The organism is Variovorax sp. YR634, from assembly GCF_900106655.1.
In the GTDB taxonomy this organism is placed as follows: domain Bacteria; phylum Pseudomonadota; class Gammaproteobacteria; order Burkholderiales; family Burkholderiaceae_C; genus Variovorax.
In genome coordinates this window covers 249,188-274,475 of sequence record NZ_FNOL01000002.1, presented here as the reverse complement: position 1 = coordinate 274,475, position 25,288 = coordinate 249,188, and the positions used below count along the sequence as shown (strand labels likewise).

Here is a 25,288-nt window from a genome sequence, read left to right as displayed (position 1 = left end):
TATCGAAGCGATGAGTGAATGATAATGATTCGCAATAAAAAGTCAATCGTCGCGATCAACTTTTTTTGGCTTGCGATTTCAGATCACTTCGCTTCAGGCTCCGTGATGAAGCCGATCTTGCGCACACCGGCTTCACGGGCTTCCGACATCGCCTTGGCCACGCGCTCGTAACGCACGGCCTTGTCGCCGCGGATATGCAGCTCGGGCTGCGGTTCCTTGGCGGCTTCGGCGGCGAGGCGGTTGGGCAGCTCGCTGTCGTCGATCTTCTGTTCGTTCCAGTAGTAGGAACCGTCAGCCGTGACGCTGAACAGGATGTTCTGCGGTTTGGGCTGCTCTGGCTCGCTGGAAGCGCGCGGCAGGTCGATGTTGACTGCGTGCTTCATCACCGGCACGGTGATGATGAAGATGATGAGGAGCACCAGCATGACGTCGACCAGCGGCGTCATGTTGATCTCGTTCATCACCTCATCGGGTTCGTCTTGCGTTCCGAAAGCCATGATGCTCAGCCCTTCTTGAGCGGAACCACGACGGCATCGCCGCTGCCGCTCTGGACGCGGGCGCCGGTCACGAAGTAGGCGTGCAGGTCGTGGGCGAAGGCGTTGAGCTTGGTCAGCACGAACTTGTTGCCGCGCACCAGGGCGTTGTAGCCCAGCACCGCGGGAATGGCCACGGCAAGGCCGAGCGCTGTCATGATCAACGCTTCACCGATCGGGCCAGCCACCTTGTCAATGGTCGCTTGGCCGGCCGAGCTGATGCTCATGAGCGCGTGATAAATACCCCAGACAGTGCCGAACAGGCCGATGAACGGCGCGGTGGAGCCGACCGAAGCCAGGATCGCGAGGCCGGTCTGCAGTCGGGCAGTGAAGGCGTCGATGCCATTGCGCAGTGCGCGCGTGATCCAGTCGCTCACGTCGAGCGCATCGTGCAGATGGGCCTTGGTGTTGCGATGGTGGGCTGCCGCCTCGCGGCCTTCAAGGGCCAGCGCGCGGAAGGGGTTGCTGTCGTCCTTGCCCAGTTTGTTCAGCGCGGTGGCGAAGTCTTCGCTGTGCCAGAAGTCCTGCGAATGCTTGGCAAGGCGCTTGTAGCGGACGACATCGAGTGCCTTGACGATGATCACGATCCACGACGCGAGCGACATGCCGACCAGCAGCACCGCCACGGCCTTGGTGACGAAATCGCCCTGATTCCAGACGTTCATCAAGCCAAATTGGGAATCCATACGAAGTTGCTCCAGAGAAAAATTAGTTCAGGACGTAGTTGACGGGGGCGTCATAGGACATGGCCTGCACCACGCCGTTGACCTTGCCGGGCACAAACCGGCATTTCATGATGTATTCCACGGCCGCCTCGTCGAGGCGATCGAAGCCGCTGGATTTCTTGACCTCGGCGCTCTTGGGCAGGCCGTCGACACCGACGAGCACTCGCACGATCACCTTGCCCTGTTCGCCGAGCCGTTTGCTCATGGCGGGGTAGGTGGCTTTCGGGTTTTGAAGATAGTCGGCGTTGCTCGATGGCAGCTGCACGGCCGGCGGAGCCGGGGGTGCAGGTGGCGGCGCGGGCGGCGCCGGTGGAGCGGGAGGTGCCGGCGGCGCTGCCGGTGGCGGGGGTTCCGTGACGCCGACGGGCGCCATGGGCGCCGGCGTTGGCTTTGGCTCGCGAATGGCCTGGGGCCGCGGTGGAGGCGGCGCCTTGGTCACCTTGGGTTGGGGCGGTGGTGGGGGCGGCGGAGGCGGGTCCGCCTTCGGCTTCGGTGGCTCGACGAACTGGCTCAGTATCTCGACGGGAATCACCACTTCGGCGGCGCGGCGCAGTAATCCGCTTTGAAGCGCCCAGAGCGCGGCCGCGTGAAACAGGATGACACCGCCGGCAATGACGACATTGCGCGAAAGGCCAAGGACGGATGGGGGGGGAGCAAAGCGGTCAGACACGATCAACCATTCGAATGCGGGCACCGCGAAAGGTGCCCCGATTGCAGCAAAACCGCTACGAAGACGCCACGCGCGCTACTTGCGAAAGATCCACCAGACCGAACCTGCGACCAGAATCAGGCTGCCGCCGAGTGCCGAGACGAGTTCCATGCCTTGCTTTCCTTGATGGAGTTGGCAAGCTGGATCGCTCTCGGACCCGAATCGCAATTCAGCGCGGCGACCGGATGCGAAGCGCTGCACTGCGCGACGATATCGCGCGCACAACCTTCACATTGACCACACTGGGTGGCCACGCCAAGTTCGAATTGCACTTCGTCAAAAGTCATGCCGGCCCGCACGTGGCGTGCGATTTCTCGGTCGGAGACTCGGCGGCAGACGCAAACGATCATGGCTGTGAAAGCGGCAGTTGGCTGGCTGTTGGATGTGGTCGATTATAAATAAGAATCCATCGCATTTGCAATAACTATGTGTTACTGATTCATGCAACATCTTGTTCCCCCGGAATCAGACCTCCGACCAGAGCCGCAGCAGGTTGTGATAGTGCCCGGTCAGCGCCACCGTTTCCTCGCATTCGCCGAGGCGCGCGCGCAGTTTCTGGATGTTCTGGTCGAGCTCGAACAGCATGCTGCGCTGCTGATCGTTTCGCACCATGCTCTGCAGCCAGAAAAATGAGCAGATCCGCGCTCCCCGGGTCACAGGGTGAACGCGATGCAGGCTGCTGGCCGGGTAGAGGATGAGATCGCCGGCCGGCAGCTTCACTTCGTGCGAGCCGTAGGTGTCGATCACCTCCAGTTCGCCGCCCTCGTAGTCTTCGGGGTCGCACAGGAAGAGGGTGCACGACAGGTCAGTGCGCAGTTGTTGACCACTGCCGGGCAGAGCACGGACCGCACCGTCGACATGAACGCCGTAATGCTCGCCCCCCTCGTAGCGATTGAACAGCGGCGGCACGAAGCGCGACGGAAGCGCTGCCGAGAAAAAGAGCGAGTGCCGGGCCAGCGCGGCCAGCACGATGTTGCCCAGCTCCCGGCCGACGGCCGACTGTTCCGGCAACTGGCGATTGCGCTTGACCTGCGCGCCTTGTGCGCCGACCGTCTCGCGCCCGTCGGTCCATTGCGTGGCATCGAGTGCGGTGCGCATTTCACGCACCTGGTCAGGGCTCAGCACTTCGGGCACATGCAGCATCATTTTCAGGAACTCCGCAATGAGAAAAGCCCCGGCGCGGGCCGGGGCTCGAGTTTCGCACCGCACCGGGCAAGCCCGGCGCGCGCAAGGACCGTCAGAACGCGAAGTTCGCGGTGATCTTGGCCGAGCGCGGCGTGCCCGGCGTGTAGCGGTAGCCGCTCTTGTTGATGGCCGCCACGTAGTCCTTGTCGAACAGGTTGTACAGGTTCAGCTGGATGTCGATGTTCTTGTTGATGCGATAGGAGGCCATCGCATCGAACACCCAGTACGAATCGACGTACGCCGGCGTTCCCACCGCACCGTCGGTGCCGCGCTGCAGCTTGCCGTTGTAGCGGGCGCCGCCGCCGACAGTCAGGCCGAACGGGAACTGGTAGGTGGTCCAGAGCGTGAAGGCCTTCTTCGGCGTGTAGGCGAGGGCGGTCGAGCCATCGGCCAGCACCGAGGGGCCGCTCGCCACACGGGTGTTCATGGTGGTGAAGCCCGAGCTCACGCCCCAGTTGTCGGTCAGCGCGCCTGATACGCCCAGCTCGACGCCCTGCACGCGCTTCTTGCCGGTCTGGAAGTACTGCTGCGAGACCGCGTCCTGCACGACTTCGTTGCTCACGTCGGTGCGGTACAGCGCCGCCGTCAGGGCCACCCGCTTGTTCATCACGTCCCACTTGGTGCCGACCTCGTAGGTCTTGGCCTTCTGCGGCAGGAAGTCGGTGCGCCCGGCGCTGTTGCCGGTGCCGCTGGCGGCCAGCTGGAAGTTGGCGCCGCCCGGCGGCTGTGCGGCGGTGCCGTAGGCCGCGTAGACGCTGCTGTTCTCGGTGGGCTTGTAGACCAGGCCGATCTTGCCGGAGAGCAGGTTGTCCGACAGCTTCAGGTTGGTCGGCGTGATCGTCGAGGTCTGCGGGCCGTTGCCGGTGCGTGCCAGCGTCAGTGCGGTGGCGTTGTACGTGGTCGAGTAGTGGTCATAGCGCAGGCCGGCGGTCAACTGCCATTGCTCGTTGAACTTGAGCGTGTCGAAGGCGTAGAGGCCGATGGTGTCGGTGCTGCCGTCCGAGCCGGTGCCGTTGGCAATGCGGTTGTAGCCGCTCACGTACGGGTTCGGGTTGTACAGGTTGGCGGCTGGCCACGAACCGGCTGCTGCTAGCGTGGTGCCTACGCTGGGGTAGCCCGCAGCGTAGTAGTTGTTGGCGGTCTGCTTCTCGCGGATGAATTCGAGACCGCCGTTGAACGAGTGGCTGATGCTGCCGGTGTTGAACTTGGCCGACACGCTCGTCTGGTTGGTGAAGATCGTGTTTTCCTGGTCCTTGTTGGTGGGCAGGTTGCGCGTGACGGTCCAGCTGGCGGGAATCGTGGGGATCACCGTGTTGAGGAAGCCCGCGTTCGCGGCCGGCAGTTGGCCGACACCGGTTGCCGACGCCGTGAGGCCGCCGCCCATGAACGACGTCAGCATGTAGTCCTGCGAGGTCTTGCCGTAGCGCGTGGTGTTGCGGATGGTGATGTCGGGCGTCAGGTCGTGCTCGATGCGCGCGGTGAACATGTCCGCGGTCACATTGTCGAAGTCCGAGCTGGTGCCGTAGAAGTTGCTCGAATCCACGCGCGCGGCGGCGTTCAGGTAGGTGCGGCGCGCCAGGCCGCGCGTGATCGCGGTGGCGTCAGGCGTGCTGTAGCCCGGCAGGCCGATGGTGGGCACACCGCCATCGGGAATGTTGTTCTGCTTGACGTGCAGGTAGTCGAGGAAGATGCGCGTCGGGCTGTTCAGGCCGAGGGCCAGCGACGGGGCGATCGCCGTGCGCTTGTTCTTGACGAAATCGCGGCCGGCCACGCCGCCGTCTTCGGTTACTGCATTCAGGCGGAACGCCGCGCCGATGCCGTTGGCGCTGCTGAGCGACTTGTTCCAGTCGACGCTGCCGCGCTTGAAGTCGGCGCTGCCGAAGCTCAGCGAACCAAGGAAGCTGTCTTCGAGCTTGGGCTTCTTGGTGACGAGGTTGATGTAGCCGGTGGGCGAGGTGCGGCCCACGTCGGTGCCCGACGGGCCCTTCACGACCTCGATCTGTTCGATGTTGAACACGTCGCGCGACACCGAGCCCAGGTCGCGGATGCCGTCGACGAAGATCGCGCTCGAGCTGTCGAAGCCGCGCATGAAGACGGCGTCGCCCGTGTTGGTGTTGCCGTTTTCCCCGAGGAAGAAGGTGCCCACGCCGGGCGTGTTGCGCAACGCCTCGGTCAGGGTGGTCGCGCCCTGGTCGCGAATGATCTGTTCCTTGATGACCTGGATGGTCTGGGGCGTGTTCACCAGAGGAGCCGTGAACTTGGGGTTCGACGAGTTGTCGGTCTTGTAGTCGGCGGCAGTGGAGTCCTGAACGCGGACTTCAGGCAGTGCGCCACCCGATTGGGCGAGAGCGGCTGGGGCCGCAATGGCCATCAGCGTGGCGGCGGCAGCGCCTGAGAGGTGTGGAACGGCGCGCGAAACGGTGTGTTTGCGGCTCTTGATGTAGGCCATGAAGTTCTTCTCCGAAAAGGGCGGCAGCAGGACTCGACTGGCGATGTCCTGGCGGCCTGCGTTTTCTGGAGAAGCGAGGGCGGACTGGCTGGGTGAGTCGACTTACAAAGCGTTTGTAAATCGCTGCGAATGATATTGTTTCTCAATACGGAGAAGCGCAGATGGAGCACTTTCTAATCCGAAAGTTTTGCTTTCTGTTGCTATCGCGCAACTGAAGCAAGCGTGCGGGCCTCAATAGACGTCGCGGCGATAGCGTCCGCTGGCCGTCAGCTCACTCACCAATGCCTCGCCCGCAATCTGCCGCAACGCAGCATCCACGCCCGACGCCATGCCTTGCAAGCTTCCGCAGACATAGACGGCCGCACCGTCGCGCAGCCACCGCAGCAAGGCGTCGGCCGACTGCAGCAGCCGGTGATGGACATAGAAGCGCTCCGCCTGATCGCGCGAGAACACCATGTCGAGCCGCTGCAGCACGCCGTTGGCCTGCCAGGTTTCGATTTCTTCGCGGTAAAGAAAGTCGTGGGCGGCTTGGCGTTCGCCGAACACCAGCCAGTTGTCGTGCCTGCCCGCGGCGGCACGGGCCCGCAGGTGCGCGCGCAGACCGGCCAGGCCGGTGCCGTTGCCGATGAGGATCAGCGGCCGCGTTTCGTTGCCGTCCAGGCGGAATCCCCGATGAGGCCGCAGCCGCAAGGCCACCGTGTCGCCGATGCTGAGGGTGGACGTGAGCAGCCCCGACGCAGCACCAAGCGTCCCGTCGGGATGCTGCTCCTGCCGGACGAGCAATTGCAGTTCGCCGTCGGCATGCACGGATGAGATCGAATAGTCGCGCGGGCGGGCCGGATCGCTTGCCACCGCCACCTGCGCCAGGTCGCCCGAAACCCAATGCGGCATCGCACCGGCCTGCGGCACAAGTCCGAGGTGGAAGACAGGTGCGCCCGCACTGCCTTGATTGAGCCGCTCGCGTGCAGTGAGCCGCCACTGCGTGAAGCTGGTAGTCGTCGCGCTGTCGTCGGTCGCCGGCGTATCGCCCCATTGCGCCTGCCATGCGGCCAATGCAGCAGGGTCGCTGTTGTCGACCTCGATGCGATCGAACTCGCGCTTGGCGCCCGTCGCAAGCAGCCACTCGTCGAGCGCGCGGCCGAAGCCGCAGAAGTTGGCGTACTGGCGGTCGCCCAGCGCCAGAACGGCATAGCGCAGCGAAGGCAGCTTGGGTGGCGAATCCATCATCACGCGTTCGGCGAACAGGCTGGCGCCATCAGGTGCGTCGCCTTCGCCGTAGGTGCTTGCGATGAAGAGTGCACGCCGCGCGGCGGCAAGCGTCGGGGCATCGAGCGTGTTCAGCTCCATCACGCGAGCCGGCATGCCTGCGGCGCTCAGCTGCCGCGCGGTCTGCCAGGCGATGGCTTCGGCCTGTCCGGTCTGGCTGGCGAACAGCACGAGAACGGGGGGCTCGTCGCCGTTCCCCGAGAGCGCCACGGCGTCGCGTGCGGCAGCGGCTTGACGCCTGCGCTCGCGCATGTAGATCGATGCACAAAGCGCCGCATACACCACCACGGTGGAACCCGCGCCCAGCGCGCGCAAGGTGAGGTCGGTCATGCCCGGGCCGGTGCGGGCCACGCGCGCGTGGCCTTTGCCGCAGGCGATGCGTCGCCGTGGCTCACGAACAGTGCGGCAACGTCGTGCTGCTGCGCAAAGTCGAATCCTTCGTCCGGGCCCAGCACCGTCAGCACGGTGGCCAGCGCGTCGGCCTGCATGCATTCCACGTGCAGCACGGTGACGCTGGCCAGCGCATGAGCGACAGGCTCGCCCGTGCGCGGATCGATGGTGTGCGGCCAGTGGCGCCCTTCGTGCGAGCGCCGATGCCAGCGGTCGCCCGAAGTGGCGATGGTCATGTCGGCGAGCGCAACGCGCCGCGCCTTGGTCGGGTCGCCGTCGACGAGCACTTGCCAGGGCTGCCCACCGGGACGTTGCCCGGTGCCTCGCAACTCCCCGCCGACTTCAAAGAGAAGGTCGACAAGGCCAAGTGCGCGCAGCGCCTCGACGCCGTGGTCGACCGCGAAGCCCTTGGCAATGCCCGAAAGGTCGAGCGCGACGCCGCCCGGTTGCAGCAGCGAGCCATCGACCGAATCGAAGGCCAGCCGCGACCAGCCGACGCGCGCACGCGCATCGGCCAGGGCCTTTGCAGCAGGTAGGCCGCCTTCACGCGCTTCGGGGCCGAAGCCCCAGCAAGCGACGAGCGGACCGACTGTCGGATCGATCGCACCACCGCTGGCTGCTGCCCATCGGGAAGCACAGCGCATCACTTCGGCGAACTCCGCCGGCAGCACATACCGCGACCCGGCCGGCGCCCGGTTGAACCGGCTGATGTCCGAGTCCGGCTCCCAGTGGCTCATCTGCGCGATCACGCGGCCAAGCGCCGATTCGACGGCCGCGCGCACCTGCGCCAGCGGCAGCATCCGCGGATTGTCGAAGCGCAGCGACCAGGTCGTGCCCATGGTCTGCCCGCCAAGCTGCTGCAGGGTCGCGGGATCGGCGGGACGCGGTACGGCCGCGTTGGCGTAGCCGCCAGCGCGCCATGTGCTGAACGAAATGCCCAAGGTGGCTTGCTGCGTCAGGGCATCACTTCAAGGGTGGCCGCGTAGTTCAGGCGGCGTTCCTTGGCTTGCGGCACCGTGGTCTTGTTGTCCTTGGTGCTGGCGTCGAGCCAGTACATGCCGGCGGCCGGCCAAGTCACGCTGAACTGGCCCTTGTCGTCGGTCTTGAGCTTGATTTCTTCGAGCTTGTCGCGGTACTGGGTGTTGCCTGCCGTCACCGTCACTTCGAGGCCTTTGGCGGGTTGGCCGTCGAGGTTCAGCGTGAAGGTGGCCTTCTCGCCCTTGACCAGGTCGGTCGGGCTGCCGGTTGCGATCAGTTCCAGCCCCTGGCCGGTCGGCTTGAGCGCCGAAGGCTTGCCGACCGTCACGAAGGTCTCGATGCGGCCGGACGACTGGGTGACCGTCACGTCCTGCGCATCGGCCGGGATTTCCTTGCCGATGGTCTCGGCCGTGCCGCGCGCACGCTTGGTCTGGCCCGTGGCCTTGTCCTTCCAGCTCGCGAAGGCGCCGGCATTGATCACGGCGATGCGGTAGGTGCCCGATTGCGCCACGTTCACGTCGAACACGTTGCGCAGCTTGAGCTTGGCTTCGGTCTCGGGCTTGATGGTGCTGCCGTCGGGCGCGGTGATCTGCAGGCCGTCGAGCCGCAGCGGTGCGTGGTTGGCAACGAACAAGTCGTTCGACACCGCGGCATCGACGCTCACGGTGTCGGCCTTGGAGAACACGGTGGAAGAGGGCAGCAGCCAGGCGTTGTGCGCCTGGGCGAGCGAAGCGGCGGCTGACAGGGCAATGGCGATGGAGGCAGCGCGCAGGTTGAAATGGGTCATGGCAGTTCCTTGATGTGACGGGCTGGCGGTGAAAGGGGCTGTGCGGCGCAGGTCAGGGCTTGAGTTCGAGCTTGATCTCGCCGAGCTCTTCCTTGCCCGTGGCAGTTGGCTGTGCGGCTGCCGTCGGCGGCCACTGGAAGGGAATGCTCACGACCTCGCGGCCACCGACTTCGCGCGCGGCTTCCACCACGAGCTTGTAGGCGCCCGGTGCGAGCTTGGGCATGGGCGCCGTGCCTTCGGTGAAGCTCAGCTGATGCTTGCCGGCGGGCTTGGTGGCGCCCGTCACGCCATCGACCGGCACCGCGAGTTCGCGGCCGCCGCGGCGCCACCACTGGCGCATGTCCTTCAACCATTTCGTGCCTTCGCCCTCGGGGTTGTTGGTCTTGGTGCGCACGTCGTACCAGACGGCCAGCGTGCCGGCGACGGTGTTGTCGGCGCGCTCGATCCAGGTCGCCACGTAGGGGCGGTGGTACTCGGAGACGTTCAGCCGGGGTATCTCGATGTTGACGGCCAGTCCCGACGCGAAGGCCGGGGCTGCGAACAGCGCCGACATGGCCAGCGGTGCGAGTGAATAGCGAACGTGCACGGGAAACCTCTTTTCCTGGATCGACGATTGATGAATGAATCAGTGAATGAACATCAGCGCGAGCAGCACCGGCACGACGAGCCCCATGCCCACCATCGGCCAGGTGAACGGCCTGTTGCCTGCATGCATCTTGAGAATGAACAGGCCGGTGATCGAGAAGACCAGCGCGGCGCCCGCGAAGATGTCTATGAACCAGCTCCACGCGGCGCCGGTGTTGCGGCCCTTGTGGAGGTCGTTGAAGTAGGAGAGCCAGCCGCGGTCGGTGCGCTCGTATTCGATTTCGCCGTCGGCCAGGCTCAGGCGCAGCCAGGCGTCGCCGCCGGGGCGGGGGAGCGACAGATAGATTTCGTCGTCCGACCACTCGGCCTCGCGGCCGGCGGTGCCGACGTCCCAGTGCGTCTGCACCCAGGTCTGGAGTTCGGTGGGCAAGGGCGCTTTCCCCTTGCTGGCCTTGGCGGCGGGCAACTGCTTTTCGAGTTGCGCGCGAAGGGCTTCGTCGATCGAACCGCTCAATTTCGTGACGGCCGGCTTGGCCTCGATCTGTCCCGCGTGGTTGAGCGTGAAGCCCGTGACGCTGAACAGGATCATGCCGATGAGGCAGATGGCCGAACTCACCCAATGCCATTCGTGCAGGGTCTTGAGCCAATAGGCACGGCGGCGGTTGTCGGGGCGGGTGGCAGTCATCGAAGGCGCGGATTTTATCCGTGCAAATGAGAATGACTGTTATTCGTGCAGAGTTAAGTTACGTAAAGCAATAAAAAACGGGACCGAAGTCCCGTTGATTGGCTGGTGCGAGAGCTTCGCGTTACTCGAGTTCGCCCATCTGCGATTGCAGGTAGTTCTGCACCCCGACCTTGTCGATCAGGTCGATCTGGGTTTCGAGAAAGTCGATGTGCTCTTCGGTGTCGTCCAGGATCTCTTGCAACAGATCGCGCGAGACATAGTCGCGCACCGATTCGCAATGCGCGATGCCGTCCTTGATGGTGGCCTGCGCGCCGGTTTCTGCACCGAGGTCGCAGCGCAGCAGTTCGGGCACGTCTTCGCCGATGTTCAGCTTGCCCAGGTCCTGCAGGTTCGGCAGGCCGTCGAGCATGAAGATGCGGTCCATCAGCTTGTCGGCGTGCTTCATTTCGCCGATCGATTCCTCGTATTCCTTCTTCGCCAGCTTGTCCAGACCCCAGTGCTTGAGCATGCGGTAGTGGAGGAAGTACTGGTTGATCGCGGTGAGCTCGTTCTTGAGCTGCGCCTGCAGATGTTCGATGACCTTGGGGTCGCCCTTCATGGTTTTTTCCTTGTTCTGAAAGCGGTGATTGTCAGAGGGGCGCGGTGGCACTTGCAAGCAATCCCATGCTGCGCCGGTCTGCATGCGTGTGATGGTGATACACGTTCGTATTGCGGCCTCGAAAAGGAGGTTCCAGGCTCATCGTGAACATAGCGACTTGCAATACTTTTGATAGATATCAACTATCAAAATATCTTGATTGGTAGTTATACTGATGCTTCGCCCTTTACATCAGTCACCACCACTAGGAACCAGCATGTCCCTGATCAATACCGAAATCATTCCCTTCAAGGCCACCGCGTATCACAACGGCAAGTTCGTGCCCGTCAGCAACGACAACTTCAAGGGCAAATGGTCGGTCGTGGTGTTCTACCCGGCGGACTTTACGTTCGTGTGTCCCACGGAACTCGGCGACCTGGCCGACCACTACGCTGAATTCCAGAAGCTCGGCGTCGAGGTGTATGGCGTGTCGACCGACACCCACTTCACCCACAAGGCCTGGCACGACACCTCGGACACCATCGGCAAGGTCCAGTACCCGCTGATCGGCGACCCGAGCCAGCAACTGGCCCGCGCCTTCCAGGTGCTGATCGAAGAAGGCGAAGACGCAGGCCTGGCCTACCGCGGCACCTTCGTGATCGACCCCGAAGGCAAGATCAAGACCATCGAAGTGCACGACAACGGCATCGGCCGTGACGCTGCCGAACTGCTGCGCCGCGTGAAGGCTGCCCAGTACGTCGCCGCTCACCCCGGTGAAGTCTGCCCCGCCAAGTGGACCGAAGGCGCCGAAACGCTGAAGCCCTCGTTCGACCTCGTCGGCAAGATCTAAGCGCCTGCGTGCGAAGCCCGGGCGCTCACGAGGCCCCGGGCTTTTTTGTCCCCAGTTGATAGTTTTCAGTTATCGAAAGAGAGTCCCTCATGCTCGACGCAAGCACCAAAGCCCAATTGAAGAGTTACCTCGAACGCGCCACGCAGCCGATCGAGATCGTCGCCTCGCTCGACGACAGCAAGGCCTCGGGCGAAATGCTGTCGCTGCTGAAGGACGTTGCCGAATCGTCCCCGCTGGTCAAGCTGACCGAAAGCCGCGACGACAACCATCGCAAGCCCTCGTTCTCGGTCAACCGCCCGAGCGAAAACCACGGCCCGCGCTTTGCCGGCCTGCCGATGGGCCATGAATTCACGTCGCTGATCCTTGCGTTGCTGCAGATCGGCGGCTATCCCCCCAAGGTCGAGCAGGCAGTGCTCGACCAGATCAAGGCGCTCGACGGCGACTTCGAGTTCGAGATCTACGTCTCGCTCACCTGCCACAACTGCCCCGACGTGGTCCAGGCGCTGAACCTGATGGCGGTGCAGAACCCGCGCATCCGCACCACGATGATCGAAGGCGGCACCTTCCAGGAAGAAGTGAAGGAACGCCAGATCATGGCCGTGCCCACCGTGTTCCTCAACGGCACCGAGTTTGGCCAGGGCCGCATGAGCCTGGAAGAGATCCTCGCCAAGATCGATACCAGCGGCGTCGAGCGCGAAGCGAAGAAGATCGCCGCCAAAGACCCGTTCGACGTGCTGATCGTCGGCGGCGGCCCTGCCGGCGCGGCAGCTGCGGTGTACGCAGCGCGCAAGGGCATCCGCACCGGCGTTGCCTCCGAGCGTTTCGGCGGCCAGGTGCTCGACACCATGGGCATCGAGAACTTCATCTCGATCAAGGAAACCGAAGGACCGAAGTTCGCCCACGCGCTCGAAGAGCATGTGCGCGACTACGAGGTCGACATCATGAATCTGCAGCGCGCAAAAGCGCTGGTGCCCGGCAGCGACCTCATCGAGGTGAAGCTGGAAAGCGGCGCGTCGCTCAAGAGCAAGTCGGTCATCATCTCGACCGGCGCACGCTGGCGCAACATCAACGTGCCCGGCGAGCACGAGTTCAAGAACAAGGGCGTGGCCTACTGCCCGCACTGCGACGGTCCGCTGTTCAAGGGCAAGCGCGTCGCGGTGATCGGTGGCGGCAACTCGGGCGTCGAAGCGGCGATCGACCTGGCCGGCATCGTGGGCCACGTCACGCTGATCGAGTTCGACACGCAATTGCGCGCCGACGCCGTGCTGCAGCGCAAGCTCAGGAGCCTGAAGAACGTCGACGTGTTCACCAACGCACAGACCACCGAGATCACCGGCGACCAGAAGGTCAACGGCCTGGTCTACAAGGACCGCGCCACGGGCGAGCTGAAGAAGGTCGAGCTCGAAGGCGTGTTCATCCAGATCGGCCTCGTGCCCAACACCGACTGGCTCAAGGGCACGGTCGAGCTGTCGAAACACGGCGAAATCATCGTCGACGCGCGCGGCCAGACCTCTGTGCCCGGTGTGTTCGCGGCGGGCGATGCCACCACGGTGCCGTTCAAGCAGATCATCATCGCGGCAGGCGACGGCGCGAAGGCGGCGCTCGGTGCGTTCGACCATCTGATCCGCACATCGGCCCCTGCATGAGTAAGTCTTAAGTTGTTTCAATGAGAATTGTTCTCATACAATAAAAAGCACGGGCTACAGCCCTTCATTGCCAGCCAGGTCGTTCGCGTAGTCTTCTGCGCCTGAAGGTCCAGCAAGCAGTTCTTTAACTGTTTCTGGACCTTTTTTCGTGGCCTCCAAACTCAACCGACGTCCCTCCCATCGCCTTGCCCTCCTGCCTTGCCTGATCGCCTCCGGGCTCGGTCTTTCGGCACCCTCGTGGGCCCAGCGCGTCGCGGCGCTCAATGAGGTGGTGGTGAGCGGTTCGCGCTCGGAGCAGGCGAGGGACGATCTTCCGGTGAGCACCGAGGTCATCAACCGCGACGACATCGAATCGAAGCAGATCACCGACATCCGCGACGCGGTGCGCGACCTGCCCAACGTGTCCGTCAAGCGCGCCCCCGCGCGCTTCGGCCTCGCGCAGGGCAACACCGGCCGCGACAGCAATGCGGGCTTCAACATCCGTGGCCTCGACGGCAACCGCGTGCTGCTGCTGACGGACGGCATCCGCACGCCGCGCAGCTATGTCTTCAGCGCCAACGCGTTCGGGCGCGACTACTTCGACATCAGCCTTGTCGAGCGCATCGAGATCATCAAGGGCCCGGCCTCTGCGCTCTATGGCTCCGACGGCCTCGCGGGCCTGGTGAACTTCATCACGCGCGATCCGTCGTCCTACCTGCGCGACGGCAAGAGCTTCGGCGGCAGCGCCAGCATTGGCTACAGCGGCGAAGACAACGGCACGCATGGTGGCGTCACGCTGGCGGGCAAGGCCAACGACACGCTGCAGTGGCTCATCTCGGCCAACATGGGCCGCTCCAGCGCGCTGGAGAACATGGGCACCAACAACGCCGCCAACGTCGACCGCACCACGCCCAACCCCGAGCGCGATCGCAACAAGGCGCTGCTTGCCAAGGTCATCCTCACGCCCAATGCCGACCAGCGCCACGGCTTCACCTTCGAGCACATCGAGAAGACCAGCCGCTACGACCTGCTCTCGGGCGTCGCCAAGCCGCCCTATGCGTCCACCTCGGTCATCGGCCTCAACGCGAAGAACGACCTGCAGCGCGACCGCTTCACCTATGACGGCCGCCTGCGCCTGAACTCTGTCATGGCCGACAGCCTGCTCGCCGTGGTGAGCTACCAGAAGGCGAAGTCGCGCGAGTTCATCTACGAAGACCGCTTCACCGCCGCCGACCGCACGCGCGACGTCACCTACGACGAAAGCACCTGGCAGTTCGGCCTGCAGGCCGACAAGACCGTGCGCACGGGCGATTGGGCACAGAAGATCACCTACGGCTTCGACTACACGCGCACCAACGTCGAGAACCTGCAGACCGGCCTGGTACCCCCGGCCGGCGAGACCTTCCCGCTCAAGCGCTTTCCCGACACGCGCGAGACCTCGTCCGCGTTCTACGTGCAGGACGAATTCATCCACGACCGCTGGAGCATCACGCCGGGCATCCGCTTCGACCGCTTCTCGCTCGACGCGAAGCAGGCCGGTTTCGGCGCGCAGGCCGTGTCGCTCTCGGGCTCGGCCGTATCGCCCAAGCTCGGCGTGCTGTTCCGCGCAACGCCGCAATGGAGCGTGTACGGCAACTACGCCTCTGGCTTCAAGGCGCCCAACGCGTTCCAGGTCAACAACTTCTTCGAGAACGTGATCTCGGGCTACAAGACGATTCCCAACCCGAACCTCAAGCCCGAGAAGAGCCAGAACATCGAGCTCGGCGTGCGCGGGCGCACCGGCGTACTGAGCTTCGACGTGGCCGCGTTCACCGGTGACTACAAGGACCTGATCGAGAACGACCGCCAGGTCGGCGGCGTGTTCGGCTCGCGCACCAATCCGGCGACCTTCCAGTCGGTCAACATCGGGCGCGCGCGCATCAGCGGCTTCGAGATCAAGGGCGAACTCGACTTCACCGACAACGGCAACGGCTTCTCCGTGCCCTTCGCCTATGGCCAGACGCGCGGGCGCGACCGCACCAACAACCGGCCGCTCAACTCGATCGACCCGAGCAAGGCCAGCGTCGGCGTCAAGTACCAGGCGCCGGTGTGGAGCGTGCGCCTCGACGCCGTGAACCACGCACGCAAGAAGTGGTCGGACATCGACGGCACCGAGGTCACGATCGGCACCCAGTTCCGGACGCCCGCTGCCACCACCTTCGACCTGAGCGCACAGTGGCGCATCCGCAAGGACTTGCGCCTGAACGCGGCAATCGTCAATCTCACCAACAAGCGCTACTGGATGTGGAGCGACGTGCGCGGCCTGACCTCGACCTCGACGATCCGCGACGCCTACACCCAGCCGGGCCGCAGCTTCAACGTGTCGCTCGTGGCGGACTTCTGATCGCCGCACCCCGCTCTCACCACAACAAGGAAACCCGATGATCAACGCCCAAGACATCCGAGACCGATTCGCCGCATTGCGCGCCAAGGGCATGCGCCACAAGGACGCCGCTGCGGCCATGGGCCTGTCCGAAGGCGCCGCGGTGGCCGCGCACGTGGGCACGCACGACAAGGCCCTGCGCGCTACGCGACTGCACGGCCCCTGGGTCGAGCTGCTGCAGGCGCTGGAGCTGTGCGGCCCCGTGCTGGCGCTCACGCGCAACGAGACCACGGTGCACGAGAAGACGGGTGTCTATGAAAAGGTGTCGGGCAGCGACGCGATGGGGCTCGCGCTGGGCGAGGCCATCGACCTGCGGCTGTTCTTCAGCCGCTGGCATGCGGGCTTCGCGGTGAGCGAGGCAGCGGCCAACCCGGGCGTGCTGCCGTCTCTGAGCCTGCAGTTCTTCAATGCGCAGGGCGTGGCCGTGCACAAGATCTTCGTGCGCGACGCCACCGACCGCGATGCCTTCCAGTCGGTCATCGACAGCTTCACCGCGCCGGACGAACCCGTGGTGTTTGCCGCGCCCGAAGACAAGGCAGTGCCGCGCGAAGACAGCGTCATCGACACGGCAGGCCTCGCCGAAGCCTGGCGCGGCATGCAGGACACGCACGAGTTCTTCGGCCTGCTGAACAAGTTCGGCGTGGAGCGCCAACAGAGCTTTCGCCTGACCGAAGGCGAGTTCACTCAGCGCGCCGAACTGAGTGCCATCAGCAGCCTGCTGAACGAAGCCGCGTTCGACGGCACGCCGATCATGGTTTTCGTCGGCAGCCCAGGTTGCATCCAGATCCACTCCGGCCCGGTGGTACGCATCGAACCGATGGAAATGAAGGGCCACGGCGAGAACGCGACGCCGATGCGTTGGCTCAACGTGCTCGACCCCGGCTTCAACCTGCACATGCGTGAAGACCGCATCGCCAGCGTCTGGATCGTCGAGAAGCCGACCAGCGACGGTGTCGTGACATCGGTCGAAGCCTTCGACCAGCAGGGCGAGCTGATGGCGATGTTCTTCGGCGCGCGCAAGCCCGGCATGCCGGAGCGCGAGGAATGGCGTCGCATCGTGCGCGAGCTGCCGCGTCTTCAACCTGCGACCGAGGCCCCATGACCTCCTTTCACGAAATGAACGATCGTTTTTCGCTGCAGCGCCGCGACGTGCTGCGCCTGCTCGGCGCCTCGTCGCTGGGCGCCACCGCGCTGCCCCTGTTCGCGCAGGACGCGAAGCTGCCCAAGCTCGTGACCGTCAGCGGCGCGATCACTGAAGTCGTCTACCAGCTAGGGGCGGAAGCGCAGCTTGCCGGCACCGACACCACCAGTCTGTATCCCGCTGCCGCGCGTGCCACGCCGAAGGTCGGCTACATGCGCCAGCTGTCGGCTGAGGGCCTGCTGTCGCTGAAGCCCGACGCGATCATCGCCACCAACGAGTCGGGCCCGGCTGTCGTGCTCGACCAGGTTCGCAGCGCGGGCGTCAAGGTCGAGATCATCGAGGCCGACCACAGCTGGGGCGAAGTGCAGCGCAAGGTACAGGCCGTCGGCCGCGCCGCTGCGCGCGAAGCGCAGGCGCGCGAGCTGCAGGCGAAGCTCGATGCCGATTGGAGCCAAGTGCAACAGCGCGTGGCCGCAGCGTCGAAGGGGCGCAAGCCGCGCGTGCTGTTCGTGCTGTCGCACAGCGCCAGCCCGCAGGTTTCGGGCGAGAAGACCGCTGCGCACTCGGTGATCGGCTTTGCGGGCGGCGTCAACGCACTCGGCGGTTTCCAGGGCTACAGGCCGATGACCGCCGAAGCCATGGCCAGCGCCGCGCCCGACATCATCCTCACCAGCACGCAGAGCATCGAAGCCCACGGCGGCGTCGACAAGTTCTGGCAGCGGCCCGAGCTTGCGCTCACGCCGGCGTTCAAGAAGCGCAGCCTGATCACGCAGGACGCCTTGCTGCTGCTGGGCTTCGGCCCGCGCATGCCTGCGGCCATCGCCGAACTGCACGAAAAGTTCCTGGCTGCCACCGCATGAGCCAGCGCTTCTCGGCACAGGCCGTGCTGGGCGGCAGTGCGTTGCTGCTCGTCGCCGCCTTCGTGGTGGGGGCTGTTTCGGGGGCGTATGCCATCAGCCTGCCGCAACTCTGGGGCGTGCTGACCTCGCTGGGGCAGGGCGCCGACAAATCGCCCGAGCACCTGGTGTTTCTCAACATCCGCCTGCCGCGCCTCGTGCTGGGCGTGGCGGCGGGTGCGGGACTCGGCATGGCGGGCACGCTGATGCAGGGGCTGTTCCGCAACCCGCTGGCCGACCCGGGGCTTGTTGGCATCAGCAGTGGCGCGGCGCTGGCGGCGGGCGTAACGATCATCCTCGGCGCATGGCTGTGGCCCGTGCTGCCGCGCACGCTGGGCAGCTGGACGCTGGTGCTCATGGCATTCGGCGGCGGGCTGTCGGTGACCTTGCTGATCTACGGCCTGTCGCGCAGCGAAGGTGGCACGCGCATGGCGCTGATGCTGCTGGCGGGCATCGCGGTCAATGCGCTGGCGAGCGCGGGGCTTGGTTTTCTCAGCGTGATGGCGACCGACGAGCAATTGCGCAGCCTGCAGTTCTGGCTGCTGGGCAGCCTGGGCGGTGCGCGCTGGAGCGCCGTGCTGCTGGTCGGCGCGGCGGTGCTGCTGTCGTGCGCGGCGGCGCGGTCTCTGGCGGCGCCGCTGAACGCCATTGCGCTGGGCGAGGCGCAGGCGGCGCTGCTCGGCGTGGACGTCGAACGCATCAAGCGGCGCGCCATCGTCGTCACGGCCGTGGCTGTAGGGGCGGTGACGGCGACGACCGGGATCATCGGCTTCATCGGCCTGATCGCGCCGCACTGGGTGCGCATGGTGGCCGGGCCCGATCACCGCGTGGTGTTGCCGGCGTCAGCTCTGCTTGGGGCGGCGCTGGTGCTGGCAGCCGACACTGTGGCCCGCACGGTGATGGCGCCGGCCGAACTGCCGCTGGGCGTGCTCACGGCGTTCATCGGCGCGCCGATGTTCCTGTGGATGCTGCGGCACTTCAAGGGGCGCATATGACTGCGATGCCGCGCGATCCGATGGCGCTGTGCTGCGCCGGTGTGGAGGTCCGCGTCGGGGCGAAGACGCTGCTCGCCGATGCTTCCGTTCACCTGGCGCCGGGCCGGGTAACGGCCATCCTCGGGCCCAACGGCGCGGGCAAGTCGACGCTGTTATCGGTGCTGGCCGGCCAGCGCGCGCCGACGCGGGGGAGGGTGACGCTCGACGGCCGTCCGCTCGAAGACCACGGCATGCCGGCACTGGCGCTGCGCCGGGCCCTGATGCCGCAGGAGAGCGCGGTCGCCTTCGACTTCACAGCGCAGGAGATCGTGGCGCTGGGCCGCTACCCGCACCGCCGATCGCCGGGCCGCGACGAGGACGCGATCGTCGAAGAGGCGATGAGGCTGACCGACGTGTCGGCGCTGGCGCCGCGCGTCCTCAACACCCTGTCGGGTGGCGAGAAGGCGCGGGCCCACATGGCTCGGGCGCTGGCCCAACTCTGGCATCCGCGGCCCGACGGCGCGACCCGCTGGTTGCTGCTCGACGAGCCCACTGCGGCGCTCGACCTCGCGCACCAGCATTCGGCGATGCGCCTGCTGCGCGCCTGGGCCGCACGCGGCGTGGGCGTGGTGGCCGTGCTGCACGACCTGAACCTCGCGCAGCGCTACGCCGACGAGGTGGTGGTTCTGGGCGGCGCTTCGGGCGGGCTGATGCAGGGGGCGACGGCTGAGGTGCTCCAGCCGGGGCTGATCGAGGCGGTCTGGGGCACTCCGTGCCAGCCGGTGACGAGCGTGGACGGCACGGTCCAGTATCTTTTCGGGTAGCTCTTGTTCTTGTCGCTGATTGCTATCCAAAAGATAGCAATCAACCTCAGTAGACCAGCCGTTCGGGCCGCAGCTCCTGCAGGATCGTGGTCGCGATCTCCTCGATCGACTTGGTGGTCGTCGACAGCCAGCGGATGCCGGCGCGCCGCATCATCGCCTCGGCCTCGCTCACCTCGTGGCGGCAGTTCTCGAGGCTGGCGTAGCGCGAATTCGGCCGGCGCTCGTTGCGGATCTCGCTGAGCCGCTCGGGCTGGATGGTCAGGCCGAAGATCTTCTTGCGATGCGGAATCAAGGCCGGCGGCAGCTGCCGGCGGTCGAAATCTTCCGGAATCAGCGGGTAGTTGGCCGCCTTCAGGCCGTGCTGCATTGCCAGGTAGAGCGAGGTCGGCGTCTTGCCGCTGCGGCTCACGCCCACCAGGATCACGTCGGCGCCTTCCAGGTCACGGTTGCTCTGGCCGTCGTCGTGCTGCAGGCTGAAGTCGATCGCGGCGATGCGGTCGTTGTATTCCTTGCTCTTGCTGACGTCGCTGAAGCGGCCGATCCGGTGGTTCGACTTCACGGCCAGCTCGATTTCGAGCGGCCGCACGAAGGTGCCGAACATGTCCAGCAGCATGCCCTTGCAGCCGGTTTCGATCACTTCCAGCACGTCCATGTTGGCCAGCGTGGTGAAGACGATGGGGCGCACGCCCTCGAGTTCGGCCGTGTGGTTGATCTGCCGCACCGCCTGGTGGGCCTTGTCGACCGTGTCGGTAAAAGGTAGTCGGACATGGCGCGGTTTCATCTCGAACTGGGCCAGAACGGCGTTACCGAAGGTTTCGGCGGTGATGCCGGTGCCGTCGGAAATGAAGAAAACAGTGCGTGAATGCGTGGTCATGCGGCCTTGTCCTGCGGCGCGGGCAACCTTGCCACGCCTACAATCCGGGCCATTATCGGGAATCCGCTTCCCAGCCCCAATTCTTTCCATGCACACCGCGCCCGCACCCAAAGCAACGACAACGATCGTGCCGCGCCGTCTGCATGCGGCATCGGTTTCAACTTCTGGAGCTTCCCCATGTCTGCACTTTTCGACGCGACCGCCCTGGTCGTACCGTTTGAAAACCTGAGAATGACCGACGTCGAGGCGGTTGGCGGCAAGAACGCCAGCCTCGGCGAAATGATCTCGCAGCTGCCGCAGGGCGTGCGGGTGCCCACCGGTTTCGCGACCACGGCGCACGCATTCCGCCAGTTCCTGGCCCACGACGGCCTGGCCGACAAGATCAGCAAGCGCCTGGCCGCGCTGGACACCGAGGATGTGCGCGCGCTGGCCACCGCCGGTGCCGAGATCCGCGCCATGGTCGAGGCCCAGCCGTTCCCGGCCGACCTGCAGAAAGCCATTGGCGAGGCCTTCGTCACGCTGAGTGCCGGCAACCCGGCCGCCTCGTTCGCCGTGCGCTCGTCGGCCACCGCCGAAGATCTGCCCGACGCGTCCTTCGCGGGCCAGCAGGAAACTTTCCTGAACGTGGTCGGCATCGATGACGTGCTGCACAAGATGAAGGAGGTGTTCGCCTCCCTCTACAACGACCGCGCCATCAGCTACCGCGTGCACAAGGGCTTCGAGCACGACGTGGTCGCGCTGTCGGCCGGCGTGCAGCGCATGGTGCGCTCCGACCTCGGCGCCGCCGGCGTGATGTTCACCATCGACACCGAGTCCGGCTTCGAAGACGTGGTGTTCATCACCTCCAGCTACGGCCTGGGCGAAACGGTGGTGCAGGGCGCCGTGAACCCCGACGAGTTCTACGTGCACAAGCCGACGCTGCGCGCCGGCAAGAAGGCCGTCATCCGCCGCAACCTCGGCTCCAAGCTGATCCAGATGGAGTTCGCCACGCCCGAAGAGAAAAAGGCGAGCGGCAAGCTGGTGAAGACCACCGACGTCAAGGCCGAGCAGCGCAACCGCTACTCGCTGAGCGACGCCGATGTCGAGCAACTCGCCAGGTACGCGCTGGTCATCGAAGAGCACTATGGCCGCCCGATGGACATCGAGTGGGGCAAGGACGGCACCGACGGTCATCTCTACATCCTGCAGGCGCGCCCGGAAACGGTGAAGAGCCAGCAGCAGGGCAAGGCCGAGCAGCGCTACAAGCTGCTGGGCAAAGGTGCCGTGCTGGCCGAGGGCCGTGCCATCGGCCAGAAAATCGGCACCGGCCCCGTGCGGCTGGTGCACAACATCAGCGAGATGGACAAGGTCCAGGCCGGCGACGTGCTCGTCACCGACATGACGGACCCCAACTGGGAACCGGTGATGAAGCGCGCTGCCGCCATCGTCACCAACCGCGGCGGGCGCACCTGCCACGCGGCCATCATCGCGCGCGAACTGGGCATTCCGGCCGTGGTCGGCTGCGGCGACGCCACCGACCTGCTGAAGGACGGCACGCTGGTCACGGTGAGCTGCGCCGAGGGCGACACCGGCTTCATCTACGACGGCCTGCTCGAAACCGAAGTGACCGAAGTGCAGCGCGGCGTGATGCCCGAGATCGACATCCAGCTGATGATGAACGTGGGCAACCCCCAGCTCGCCTTCGACTTCGCGCAGCTGCCGAACCACGGCGTGGGCCTCGCGCGGCTCGAGTTCATCATCAACAACAACATCGGCGTGCACCCGAAGGCGATCCTCGACTACCCGAACGTCGACAACGACCTGAAGAAGGCGGTCGAGTCGGTGGCACGCGGCCACGCCTCGCCGCGCGCCTTCTACGTCGACAAGGTTGCCGAAGGCATCGCGACCATCGCGGCGGCCTTCTGGCCCAAGAAGGTCATCGTGCGCCTCTCGGACTTCAAGTCGAACGAGTACCGCAAGCTGATCGGCGGCAGCCGCTACGAGCCGGAAGAAGAAAACCCGATGCTGGGCTTCCGCGGCGCCGCACGCTACCTGAGCGCCGATTTCGGCGAGGCCTTCGCCATGGAGTGCGAAGCGCTGAAGCGCGTGCGCAACGACATGGGCCTGACCAACGTGCAGATCATGGTGCCCTTCGTGCGCACCCTGGGCCAGGCCGAGCGCGTGACCACTTTGCTGGGCGAGCATGGCCTGAAGCGCGGTGAGAACGACCTCAAGCTGATCATGATGTGCGAGGTGCCGAGCAACGCCATCCTGCCCGAGGAGTTCCTGAAATTCTTCGACGGCTTCTCGATCGGCTCGAACGACCTGACCCAGCTCACGCTGGGCCTGGACCGCGACTCGGGCCTCGAGCTGCTGGCAGCCGACTTCGACGAACGCGATCCGGCCATCAAGGCGCTGCTGAGCCGCGTCATCAAGGCCTGCAAGGCCGAGGGCAAGTATGTTGGCATCTGCGGCCAGGGCCCCAGCGACCACCCGGACTTCGCGCTGTGGCTGGCGGAGGAGGGGATCGAATCGATCTCCCTGAACCCCGACAGCGTGATCGACACCTGGCAGCAACTCGCCAAGCGCTGAAGCCCGGACTGCGGAAATCCCCATGGGGGGATTCCCGCGACGGTGGGGTGTTATTGAAACGAATTGCGTAATTGATGCCAGACTTGTGAGATTCACGGGCGCATCCCGGAAGGGAAGACCACCATGATTCTTGTCAAGACGCAAACGGGCCATCAGGTTCTCAAGGACCGCTCGGTCCCTCTGTCGCCGCGCCAGCGCTCGGCCTTCATCCTTTTCGATGGCAAGCGCTCGGTCGATGAGGTGCTGGCCAACGGCATGGGCATTGCCCGCGAAGACATCGACCAGATGGTTGCGCTGGGCCTGCTCGAGCCGGCGGAGGGCAGCGCAGCATCGCCGGCCGCCGGAGGCGCATCCGCCGAGGCAGCGGCGAAACCGGTCGCGCCGGCCGCACCCGCTGCTCCCGCTGTGAGCTCCTCCGGGCGCAGCAAGCAGCAGCGCTACAAGGACGCCTATCCCATCGCCACGCAGCTCACCGGCAGCCTGGGCCTGATGGGGTTCCGGCTCAACCTGCAGGTCGAGGGCACGACGAGCTACGAAGACCTCCTGGCGCTGGCGCCCAAGATCCGGGCCGCGGTGGGCCCGGAAAAGGCAGCCGCCCTGGACAAGGCCCTCAACGACTGAGGTGGCTTGCCGAAGTGCGCGCTACAGGGCTATAATCGCCGGCTTTGCCTTGCCACACTGCGCCCGACGCTGCAGGTGGCTTTTCCTCTTCTTCGGAAGAATCCACAAGGAGTGCCATGCGTCACTACGAAATCATTTTGCTGATCCACCCGGATCAGAGCGAACAAGTTCCGGCCATGCTGGAGCGCTACAAGGGCCTGATCACGGCCGGCGGCGGCAAGATCCACCGCGTTGAAGACTGGGGCCGTCGTCAGCTGGCTTACCAGATCAACAAGCTCAACAAGGCCCACTACCTGTGCGTCAACATCGAAGCTGAGCAAACCGTGATGGGCGAACTCGAACACGCGTTCAAGTTCAACGACGCCGTGCTGCGCCACCTGACCGTTCAGAAGAAGAAGGCCGAAACCGGTCCTTCGTCGATGATGAAGACGGTCGAGCGCGAAGAGGCTCGCAAGGCCCAGCAGGCCGAATACGCCGCCAACAACAACTGATGGCGTGACTGCTGCCGCTGCGGCAACCGGGGTCAACCAGCTTCTGCTGACCGCCTCCGTTGCCGAACTCGGAGCATTGCGATTCACACCAGCCGGCTTGCCCGCCATAGACCTGAAGCTCGAACACGAGTCGACGCTCCAGGAGGCAGGTAAACCCAGGCAGGTGAAGACGGCCCTCAAGGCCGTTGCCTTCGGCGCCATCGCCGAACGGCTCGCAAAGCAGTCGATGGGAAGTCTCTGGCGTTTTCAGGGCTTTCTCGCGACACCGGGCAACGGCAAGCATCCGGTCCTGCACATCCAGGATTTTCAGCAAGATTAATTTTCGACAAGAGGTCCCCAAATGGCCACGTTCAAGAAATTCAACAAAGACAAGCGCCCGAAGCGCAACACCCAGTCGCTGCTGTTCAAGCGCAAGCGCTTCTGCCGCTTCACCGTCGCTGGCGTCGAGGAAATCGACTACAAGGACATCGACACGCTGCGTGACTTCATCAGCGAAAACGGCAAGATCATCCCCGCCCGCCTGACCGGCACGCGCGCGATCTACCAACGCCAGCTGAACACCGCCATCAAGCGCGCGCGCTTCCTGGCCATGGTGCCGTACAGCGACCAGCACCGCGTCTAAGGAGTCGATACCATGCAAATCATTCTTCTGGACAAGGTTGTCAACGTCGGCGGCCTGGGCGACATCGTCAAGGTCAAGGACGGCTACGCACGCAACTTCCTGATCCCGACGGGCCGCGCCCGCCGCGCCACCGCCGCCAACAAGGCCGAATTCGAAGCCAAGCGCGCCGAACTCGAAAAGGCTGCGGCCGCCAAGCTGGCCGAATCGCAAGCTCAAGGCGAAAAGCTCGGTGGCACGACCATCAAGCTGACGCAAAAGGCTGGCGTCGACGGCCGTCTGTTCGGCTCGGTCACCAACGGCGACATCGCCGAAGAACTGGGCAAGCAAGGCTACAAGGTTGCCAAGTCGCAAGTGCGCCTGCCCAACGGCCCGATCAAGGTCGTCGGCGACAGCACCGTGAGCGTGGCCCTGCACACCGACGTGGTGGTCGACATCACCGTGACGGTCTACGGCGAAACCGCCTGATCGTCCACAGCGCCTGTGCGCTGCAGCAAAAGCCGCCTTCGGG

The 25,288-nt window shown here is 65.0% G+C and carries 26 protein-coding genes; 13 read left to right on the top strand and 13 right to left on the bottom strand.

Annotated elements, in window-relative coordinates:
- Positions 1–83: 83 nt before the first annotated feature.
- The 12 genes from BLV60_RS05495 to bfr all read right to left on the bottom strand — a co-directional run bounded on the left by BLV60_RS05495 (position 84) and on the right by bfr (position 10,890).
- On the bottom strand, positions 84–497 hold the full coding sequence (locus tag BLV60_RS05495) for an ExbD/TolR family protein (RefSeq protein ID WP_007830740.1): 414 nt from the start codon (positions 495–497) through the stop codon (positions 84–86).
- Positions 498–502: 5 nt separating this feature from the next.
- Entirely contained in the window at positions 503–1,219 is a 717-nt protein-coding gene (locus BLV60_RS05490; protein ID WP_093051148.1) for a MotA/TolQ/ExbB proton channel family protein, read from the bottom strand.
- 22 nt (positions 1,220–1,241) lie between these two features.
- Complete coding sequence (locus BLV60_RS05485) at positions 1,242–1,952, bottom strand: energy transducer TonB (protein ID WP_093051145.1); 711 nt, start codon at positions 1,950–1,952, stop codon at positions 1,242–1,244.
- A gap of 92 nt (positions 1,953–2,044) precedes the next feature.
- Positions 2,045–2,317, bottom strand: a complete 273-nt coding sequence (locus BLV60_RS05480) for a (2Fe-2S)-binding protein (protein ID WP_093051142.1) — start codon at positions 2,315–2,317, stop codon at positions 2,045–2,047.
- 115 nt (positions 2,318–2,432) lie between these two features.
- Positions 2,433–3,113, bottom strand: coding sequence for a Fe2+-dependent dioxygenase (locus BLV60_RS05475; protein WP_093051139.1), 681 nt, complete (start codon positions 3,111–3,113; stop codon positions 2,433–2,435).
- Between the two features lie 91 nt (positions 3,114–3,204).
- Positions 3,205–5,601 carry a catecholate siderophore receptor Fiu gene (locus BLV60_RS05470; RefSeq protein ID WP_093051136.1) on the bottom strand — a complete coding sequence of 799 codons (2,397 nt, stop codon included), beginning with the start codon at positions 5,599–5,601 and terminating at the stop codon, positions 3,205–3,207.
- A 231-nt stretch (positions 5,602–5,832) separates the two neighbouring features.
- Positions 5,833–7,197, bottom strand: a complete 1,365-nt coding sequence (locus tag BLV60_RS05465; RefSeq protein WP_093051845.1) for a sulfite reductase subunit alpha — start codon at positions 7,195–7,197, stop codon at positions 5,833–5,835.
- A complete protein-coding gene (locus tag BLV60_RS05460; protein ID WP_093051133.1) occupies positions 7,194–8,198 on the bottom strand; it encodes an FAD:protein FMN transferase in 1,005 nt (334 codons plus the stop codon). The genes BLV60_RS05465 and BLV60_RS05460 overlap by 4 nt, the downstream gene beginning before the upstream one ends.
- A gap of 14 nt (positions 8,199–8,212) precedes the next feature.
- Positions 8,213–9,022, bottom strand: a complete 810-nt coding sequence (locus BLV60_RS05455) for a DUF4198 domain-containing protein (RefSeq protein ID WP_093051130.1) — start codon at positions 9,020–9,022, stop codon at positions 8,213–8,215.
- A gap of 52 nt (positions 9,023–9,074) precedes the next feature.
- The gene (locus BLV60_RS05450) at positions 9,075–9,575 is read right to left on the bottom strand and encodes a DUF2271 domain-containing protein (RefSeq protein WP_371127353.1); all 501 of its coding nucleotides are present in this window, start codon (positions 9,573–9,575) and stop codon (positions 9,075–9,077) included.
- A gap of 72 nt (positions 9,576–9,647) precedes the next feature.
- The gene (locus BLV60_RS05445; RefSeq protein ID WP_093051127.1) at positions 9,648–10,292 is read right to left on the bottom strand and encodes a PepSY-associated TM helix domain-containing protein; all 645 of its coding nucleotides are present in this window, start codon (positions 10,290–10,292) and stop codon (positions 9,648–9,650) included.
- A 121-nt stretch (positions 10,293–10,413) separates the two neighbouring features.
- Positions 10,414–10,890, bottom strand: a complete 477-nt coding sequence (gene bfr / locus BLV60_RS05440) for a bacterioferritin (protein WP_007830763.1) — start codon at positions 10,888–10,890, stop codon at positions 10,414–10,416.
- A 256-nt stretch (positions 10,891–11,146) separates the two neighbouring features.
- On the opposite strand from bfr, the gene ahpC reads away from it, so the two are divergent.
- From ahpC to BLV60_RS05405, 7 genes are all read left to right on the top strand, one after another.
- Positions 11,147–11,719: an alkyl hydroperoxide reductase subunit C gene (gene ahpC, locus BLV60_RS05435; RefSeq protein ID WP_093051124.1), complete on the top strand. Its 573-nt coding sequence runs from the start codon at positions 11,147–11,149 to the stop codon at positions 11,717–11,719.
- 89 nt (positions 11,720–11,808) lie between these two features.
- A complete protein-coding gene (ahpF, locus tag BLV60_RS05430; RefSeq protein WP_093051121.1) occupies positions 11,809–13,365 on the top strand; it encodes an alkyl hydroperoxide reductase subunit F in 1,557 nt (518 codons plus the stop codon).
- A 148-nt stretch (positions 13,366–13,513) separates the two neighbouring features.
- The gene (locus BLV60_RS05425; protein ID WP_093051118.1) at positions 13,514–15,727 is read left to right on the top strand and encodes a TonB-dependent hemoglobin/transferrin/lactoferrin family receptor; all 2,214 of its coding nucleotides are present in this window, start codon (positions 13,514–13,516) and stop codon (positions 15,725–15,727) included.
- Positions 15,728–15,764: 37 nt separating this feature from the next.
- Entirely contained in the window at positions 15,765–16,868 is a 1,104-nt protein-coding gene (locus tag BLV60_RS05420; protein WP_093051115.1) for a hemin-degrading factor, read from the top strand.
- Positions 16,865–17,767 carry a heme/hemin ABC transporter substrate-binding protein gene (locus tag BLV60_RS05415; RefSeq protein ID WP_256328871.1) on the top strand — a complete coding sequence of 301 codons (903 nt, stop codon included), beginning with the start codon at positions 16,865–16,867 and terminating at the stop codon, positions 17,765–17,767. Before BLV60_RS05420 ends, BLV60_RS05415 begins: the two co-directional genes overlap by 4 nt.
- Positions 17,764–18,798: a FecCD family ABC transporter permease gene (locus BLV60_RS05410; protein WP_093051112.1), complete on the top strand. Its 1,035-nt coding sequence runs from the start codon at positions 17,764–17,766 to the stop codon at positions 18,796–18,798. The genes BLV60_RS05415 and BLV60_RS05410 overlap by 4 nt, the downstream gene beginning before the upstream one ends.
- A 5-nt stretch (positions 18,799–18,803) precedes the next feature.
- Positions 18,804–19,601 carry a heme ABC transporter ATP-binding protein gene (locus BLV60_RS05405; protein ID WP_093051838.1) on the top strand — a complete coding sequence of 266 codons (798 nt, stop codon included), beginning with the start codon at positions 18,804–18,806 and terminating at the stop codon, positions 19,599–19,601.
- Positions 19,602–19,647: 46 nt separating this feature from the next.
- Here the strand turns inward: BLV60_RS05405 and BLV60_RS05400 are convergent, their stop codons facing one another.
- Positions 19,648–20,475 (bottom strand): posphoenolpyruvate synthetase regulatory kinase/phosphorylase PpsR, encoded by an 828-nt coding sequence (locus tag BLV60_RS05400; RefSeq protein WP_093051109.1) that lies wholly within the window; start codon positions 20,473–20,475, stop codon positions 19,648–19,650.
- A 177-nt stretch (positions 20,476–20,652) separates the two neighbouring features.
- Here BLV60_RS05400 and ppsA point away from each other — a divergent pair, with 177 nt between their 5' ends.
- The 6 genes from ppsA (at position 20,653) to rplI (ending at position 25,245) form a co-directional block, all read left to right on the top strand.
- Entirely contained in the window at positions 20,653–23,046 is a 2,394-nt protein-coding gene (gene ppsA / locus BLV60_RS05395) for a phosphoenolpyruvate synthase (protein WP_093051106.1), read from the top strand.
- Positions 23,047–23,169: 123 nt separating this feature from the next.
- Entirely contained in the window at positions 23,170–23,667 is a 498-nt protein-coding gene (locus BLV60_RS05390; protein WP_093051103.1) for a hypothetical protein, read from the top strand.
- Positions 23,668–23,783: 116 nt separating this feature from the next.
- Positions 23,784–24,158: a 30S ribosomal protein S6 gene (gene rpsF, locus BLV60_RS05385; RefSeq protein WP_093051100.1), complete on the top strand. Its 375-nt coding sequence runs from the start codon at positions 23,784–23,786 to the stop codon at positions 24,156–24,158.
- A 4-nt stretch (positions 24,159–24,162) separates the two neighbouring features.
- A complete protein-coding gene (gene priB, locus BLV60_RS05380) occupies positions 24,163–24,477 on the top strand; it encodes a primosomal replication protein N (RefSeq protein WP_093051097.1) in 315 nt (104 codons plus the stop codon).
- Between the two features lie 21 nt (positions 24,478–24,498).
- A complete protein-coding gene (gene rpsR / locus BLV60_RS05375; protein ID WP_007830781.1) occupies positions 24,499–24,780 on the top strand; it encodes a 30S ribosomal protein S18 in 282 nt (93 codons plus the stop codon).
- A gap of 12 nt (positions 24,781–24,792) precedes the next feature.
- Positions 24,793–25,245, top strand: coding sequence for a 50S ribosomal protein L9 (gene rplI / locus BLV60_RS05370; RefSeq protein WP_093051094.1), 453 nt, complete (start codon positions 24,793–24,795; stop codon positions 25,243–25,245).
- Positions 25,246–25,288 lie beyond the last annotated feature (43 nt).

What these genes read in the sequence shown, in the direction of transcription:
- BLV60_RS05495 (WP_007830740.1), bottom strand. Translation starts at nt 497, where the DNA reads ATGGCTTTCGGAACGCAAGACGAACCCGATGAGGTGATGAACGAGATC.
- BLV60_RS05490 (WP_093051148.1), bottom strand. Translation starts at nt 1,219, where the DNA reads ATGGATTCCCAATTTGGCTTGATGAACGTCTGGAATCAGGGCGATTTC.
- BLV60_RS05480 (WP_093051142.1), bottom strand. Translation starts at nt 2,317, where the DNA reads ATGATCGTTTGCGTCTGCCGCCGAGTCTCCGACCGAGAAATCGCACGC.
- BLV60_RS05475 (WP_093051139.1), bottom strand. Translation starts at nt 3,113, where the DNA reads ATGATGCTGCATGTGCCCGAAGTGCTGAGCCCTGACCAGGTGCGTGAA.
- BLV60_RS05470 (WP_093051136.1), bottom strand. Translation starts at nt 5,601, where the DNA reads ATGGCCTACATCAAGAGCCGCAAACACACCGTTTCGCGCGCCGTTCCA.
- BLV60_RS05465 (WP_093051845.1), bottom strand. Translation starts at nt 7,197, where the DNA reads ATGACCGACCTCACCTTGCGCGCGCTGGGCGCGGGTTCCACCGTGGTG.
- BLV60_RS05455 (WP_093051130.1), bottom strand. Translation starts at nt 9,022, where the DNA reads ATGACCCATTTCAACCTGCGCGCTGCCTCCATCGCCATTGCCCTGTCA.
- BLV60_RS05450 (WP_371127353.1), bottom strand. Translation starts at nt 9,575, where the DNA reads ATGTCGGCGCTGTTCGCAGCCCCGGCCTTCGCGTCGGGACTGGCCGTC.
- BLV60_RS05445 (WP_093051127.1), bottom strand. Translation starts at nt 10,292, where the DNA reads ATGACTGCCACCCGCCCCGACAACCGCCGCCGTGCCTATTGGCTCAAG.
- bfr (WP_007830763.1), bottom strand. Translation starts at nt 10,890, where the DNA reads ATGAAGGGCGACCCCAAGGTCATCGAACATCTGCAGGCGCAGCTCAAG.
- ahpC (WP_093051124.1), top strand. Translation starts at nt 11,147, where the DNA reads ATGTCCCTGATCAATACCGAAATCATTCCCTTCAAGGCCACCGCGTAT.
- ahpF (WP_093051121.1), top strand. Translation starts at nt 11,809, where the DNA reads ATGCTCGACGCAAGCACCAAAGCCCAATTGAAGAGTTACCTCGAACGC.
- BLV60_RS05420 (WP_093051115.1), top strand. Translation starts at nt 15,765, where the DNA reads ATGATCAACGCCCAAGACATCCGAGACCGATTCGCCGCATTGCGCGCC.
- BLV60_RS05415 (WP_256328871.1), top strand. Translation starts at nt 16,865, where the DNA reads ATGACCTCCTTTCACGAAATGAACGATCGTTTTTCGCTGCAGCGCCGC.
- BLV60_RS05410 (WP_093051112.1), top strand. Translation starts at nt 17,764, where the DNA reads ATGAGCCAGCGCTTCTCGGCACAGGCCGTGCTGGGCGGCAGTGCGTTG.
- BLV60_RS05405 (WP_093051838.1), top strand. Translation starts at nt 18,804, where the DNA reads ATGCCGCGCGATCCGATGGCGCTGTGCTGCGCCGGTGTGGAGGTCCGC.
- BLV60_RS05400 (WP_093051109.1), bottom strand. Translation starts at nt 20,475, where the DNA reads ATGACCACGCATTCACGCACTGTTTTCTTCATTTCCGACGGCACCGGC.
- ppsA (WP_093051106.1), top strand. Translation starts at nt 20,653, where the DNA reads ATGTCTGCACTTTTCGACGCGACCGCCCTGGTCGTACCGTTTGAAAAC.
- BLV60_RS05390 (WP_093051103.1), top strand. Translation starts at nt 23,170, where the DNA reads ATGATTCTTGTCAAGACGCAAACGGGCCATCAGGTTCTCAAGGACCGC.
- rpsF (WP_093051100.1), top strand. Translation starts at nt 23,784, where the DNA reads ATGCGTCACTACGAAATCATTTTGCTGATCCACCCGGATCAGAGCGAA.
- rpsR (WP_007830781.1), top strand. Translation starts at nt 24,499, where the DNA reads ATGGCCACGTTCAAGAAATTCAACAAAGACAAGCGCCCGAAGCGCAAC.
- rplI (WP_093051094.1), top strand. Translation starts at nt 24,793, where the DNA reads ATGCAAATCATTCTTCTGGACAAGGTTGTCAACGTCGGCGGCCTGGGC.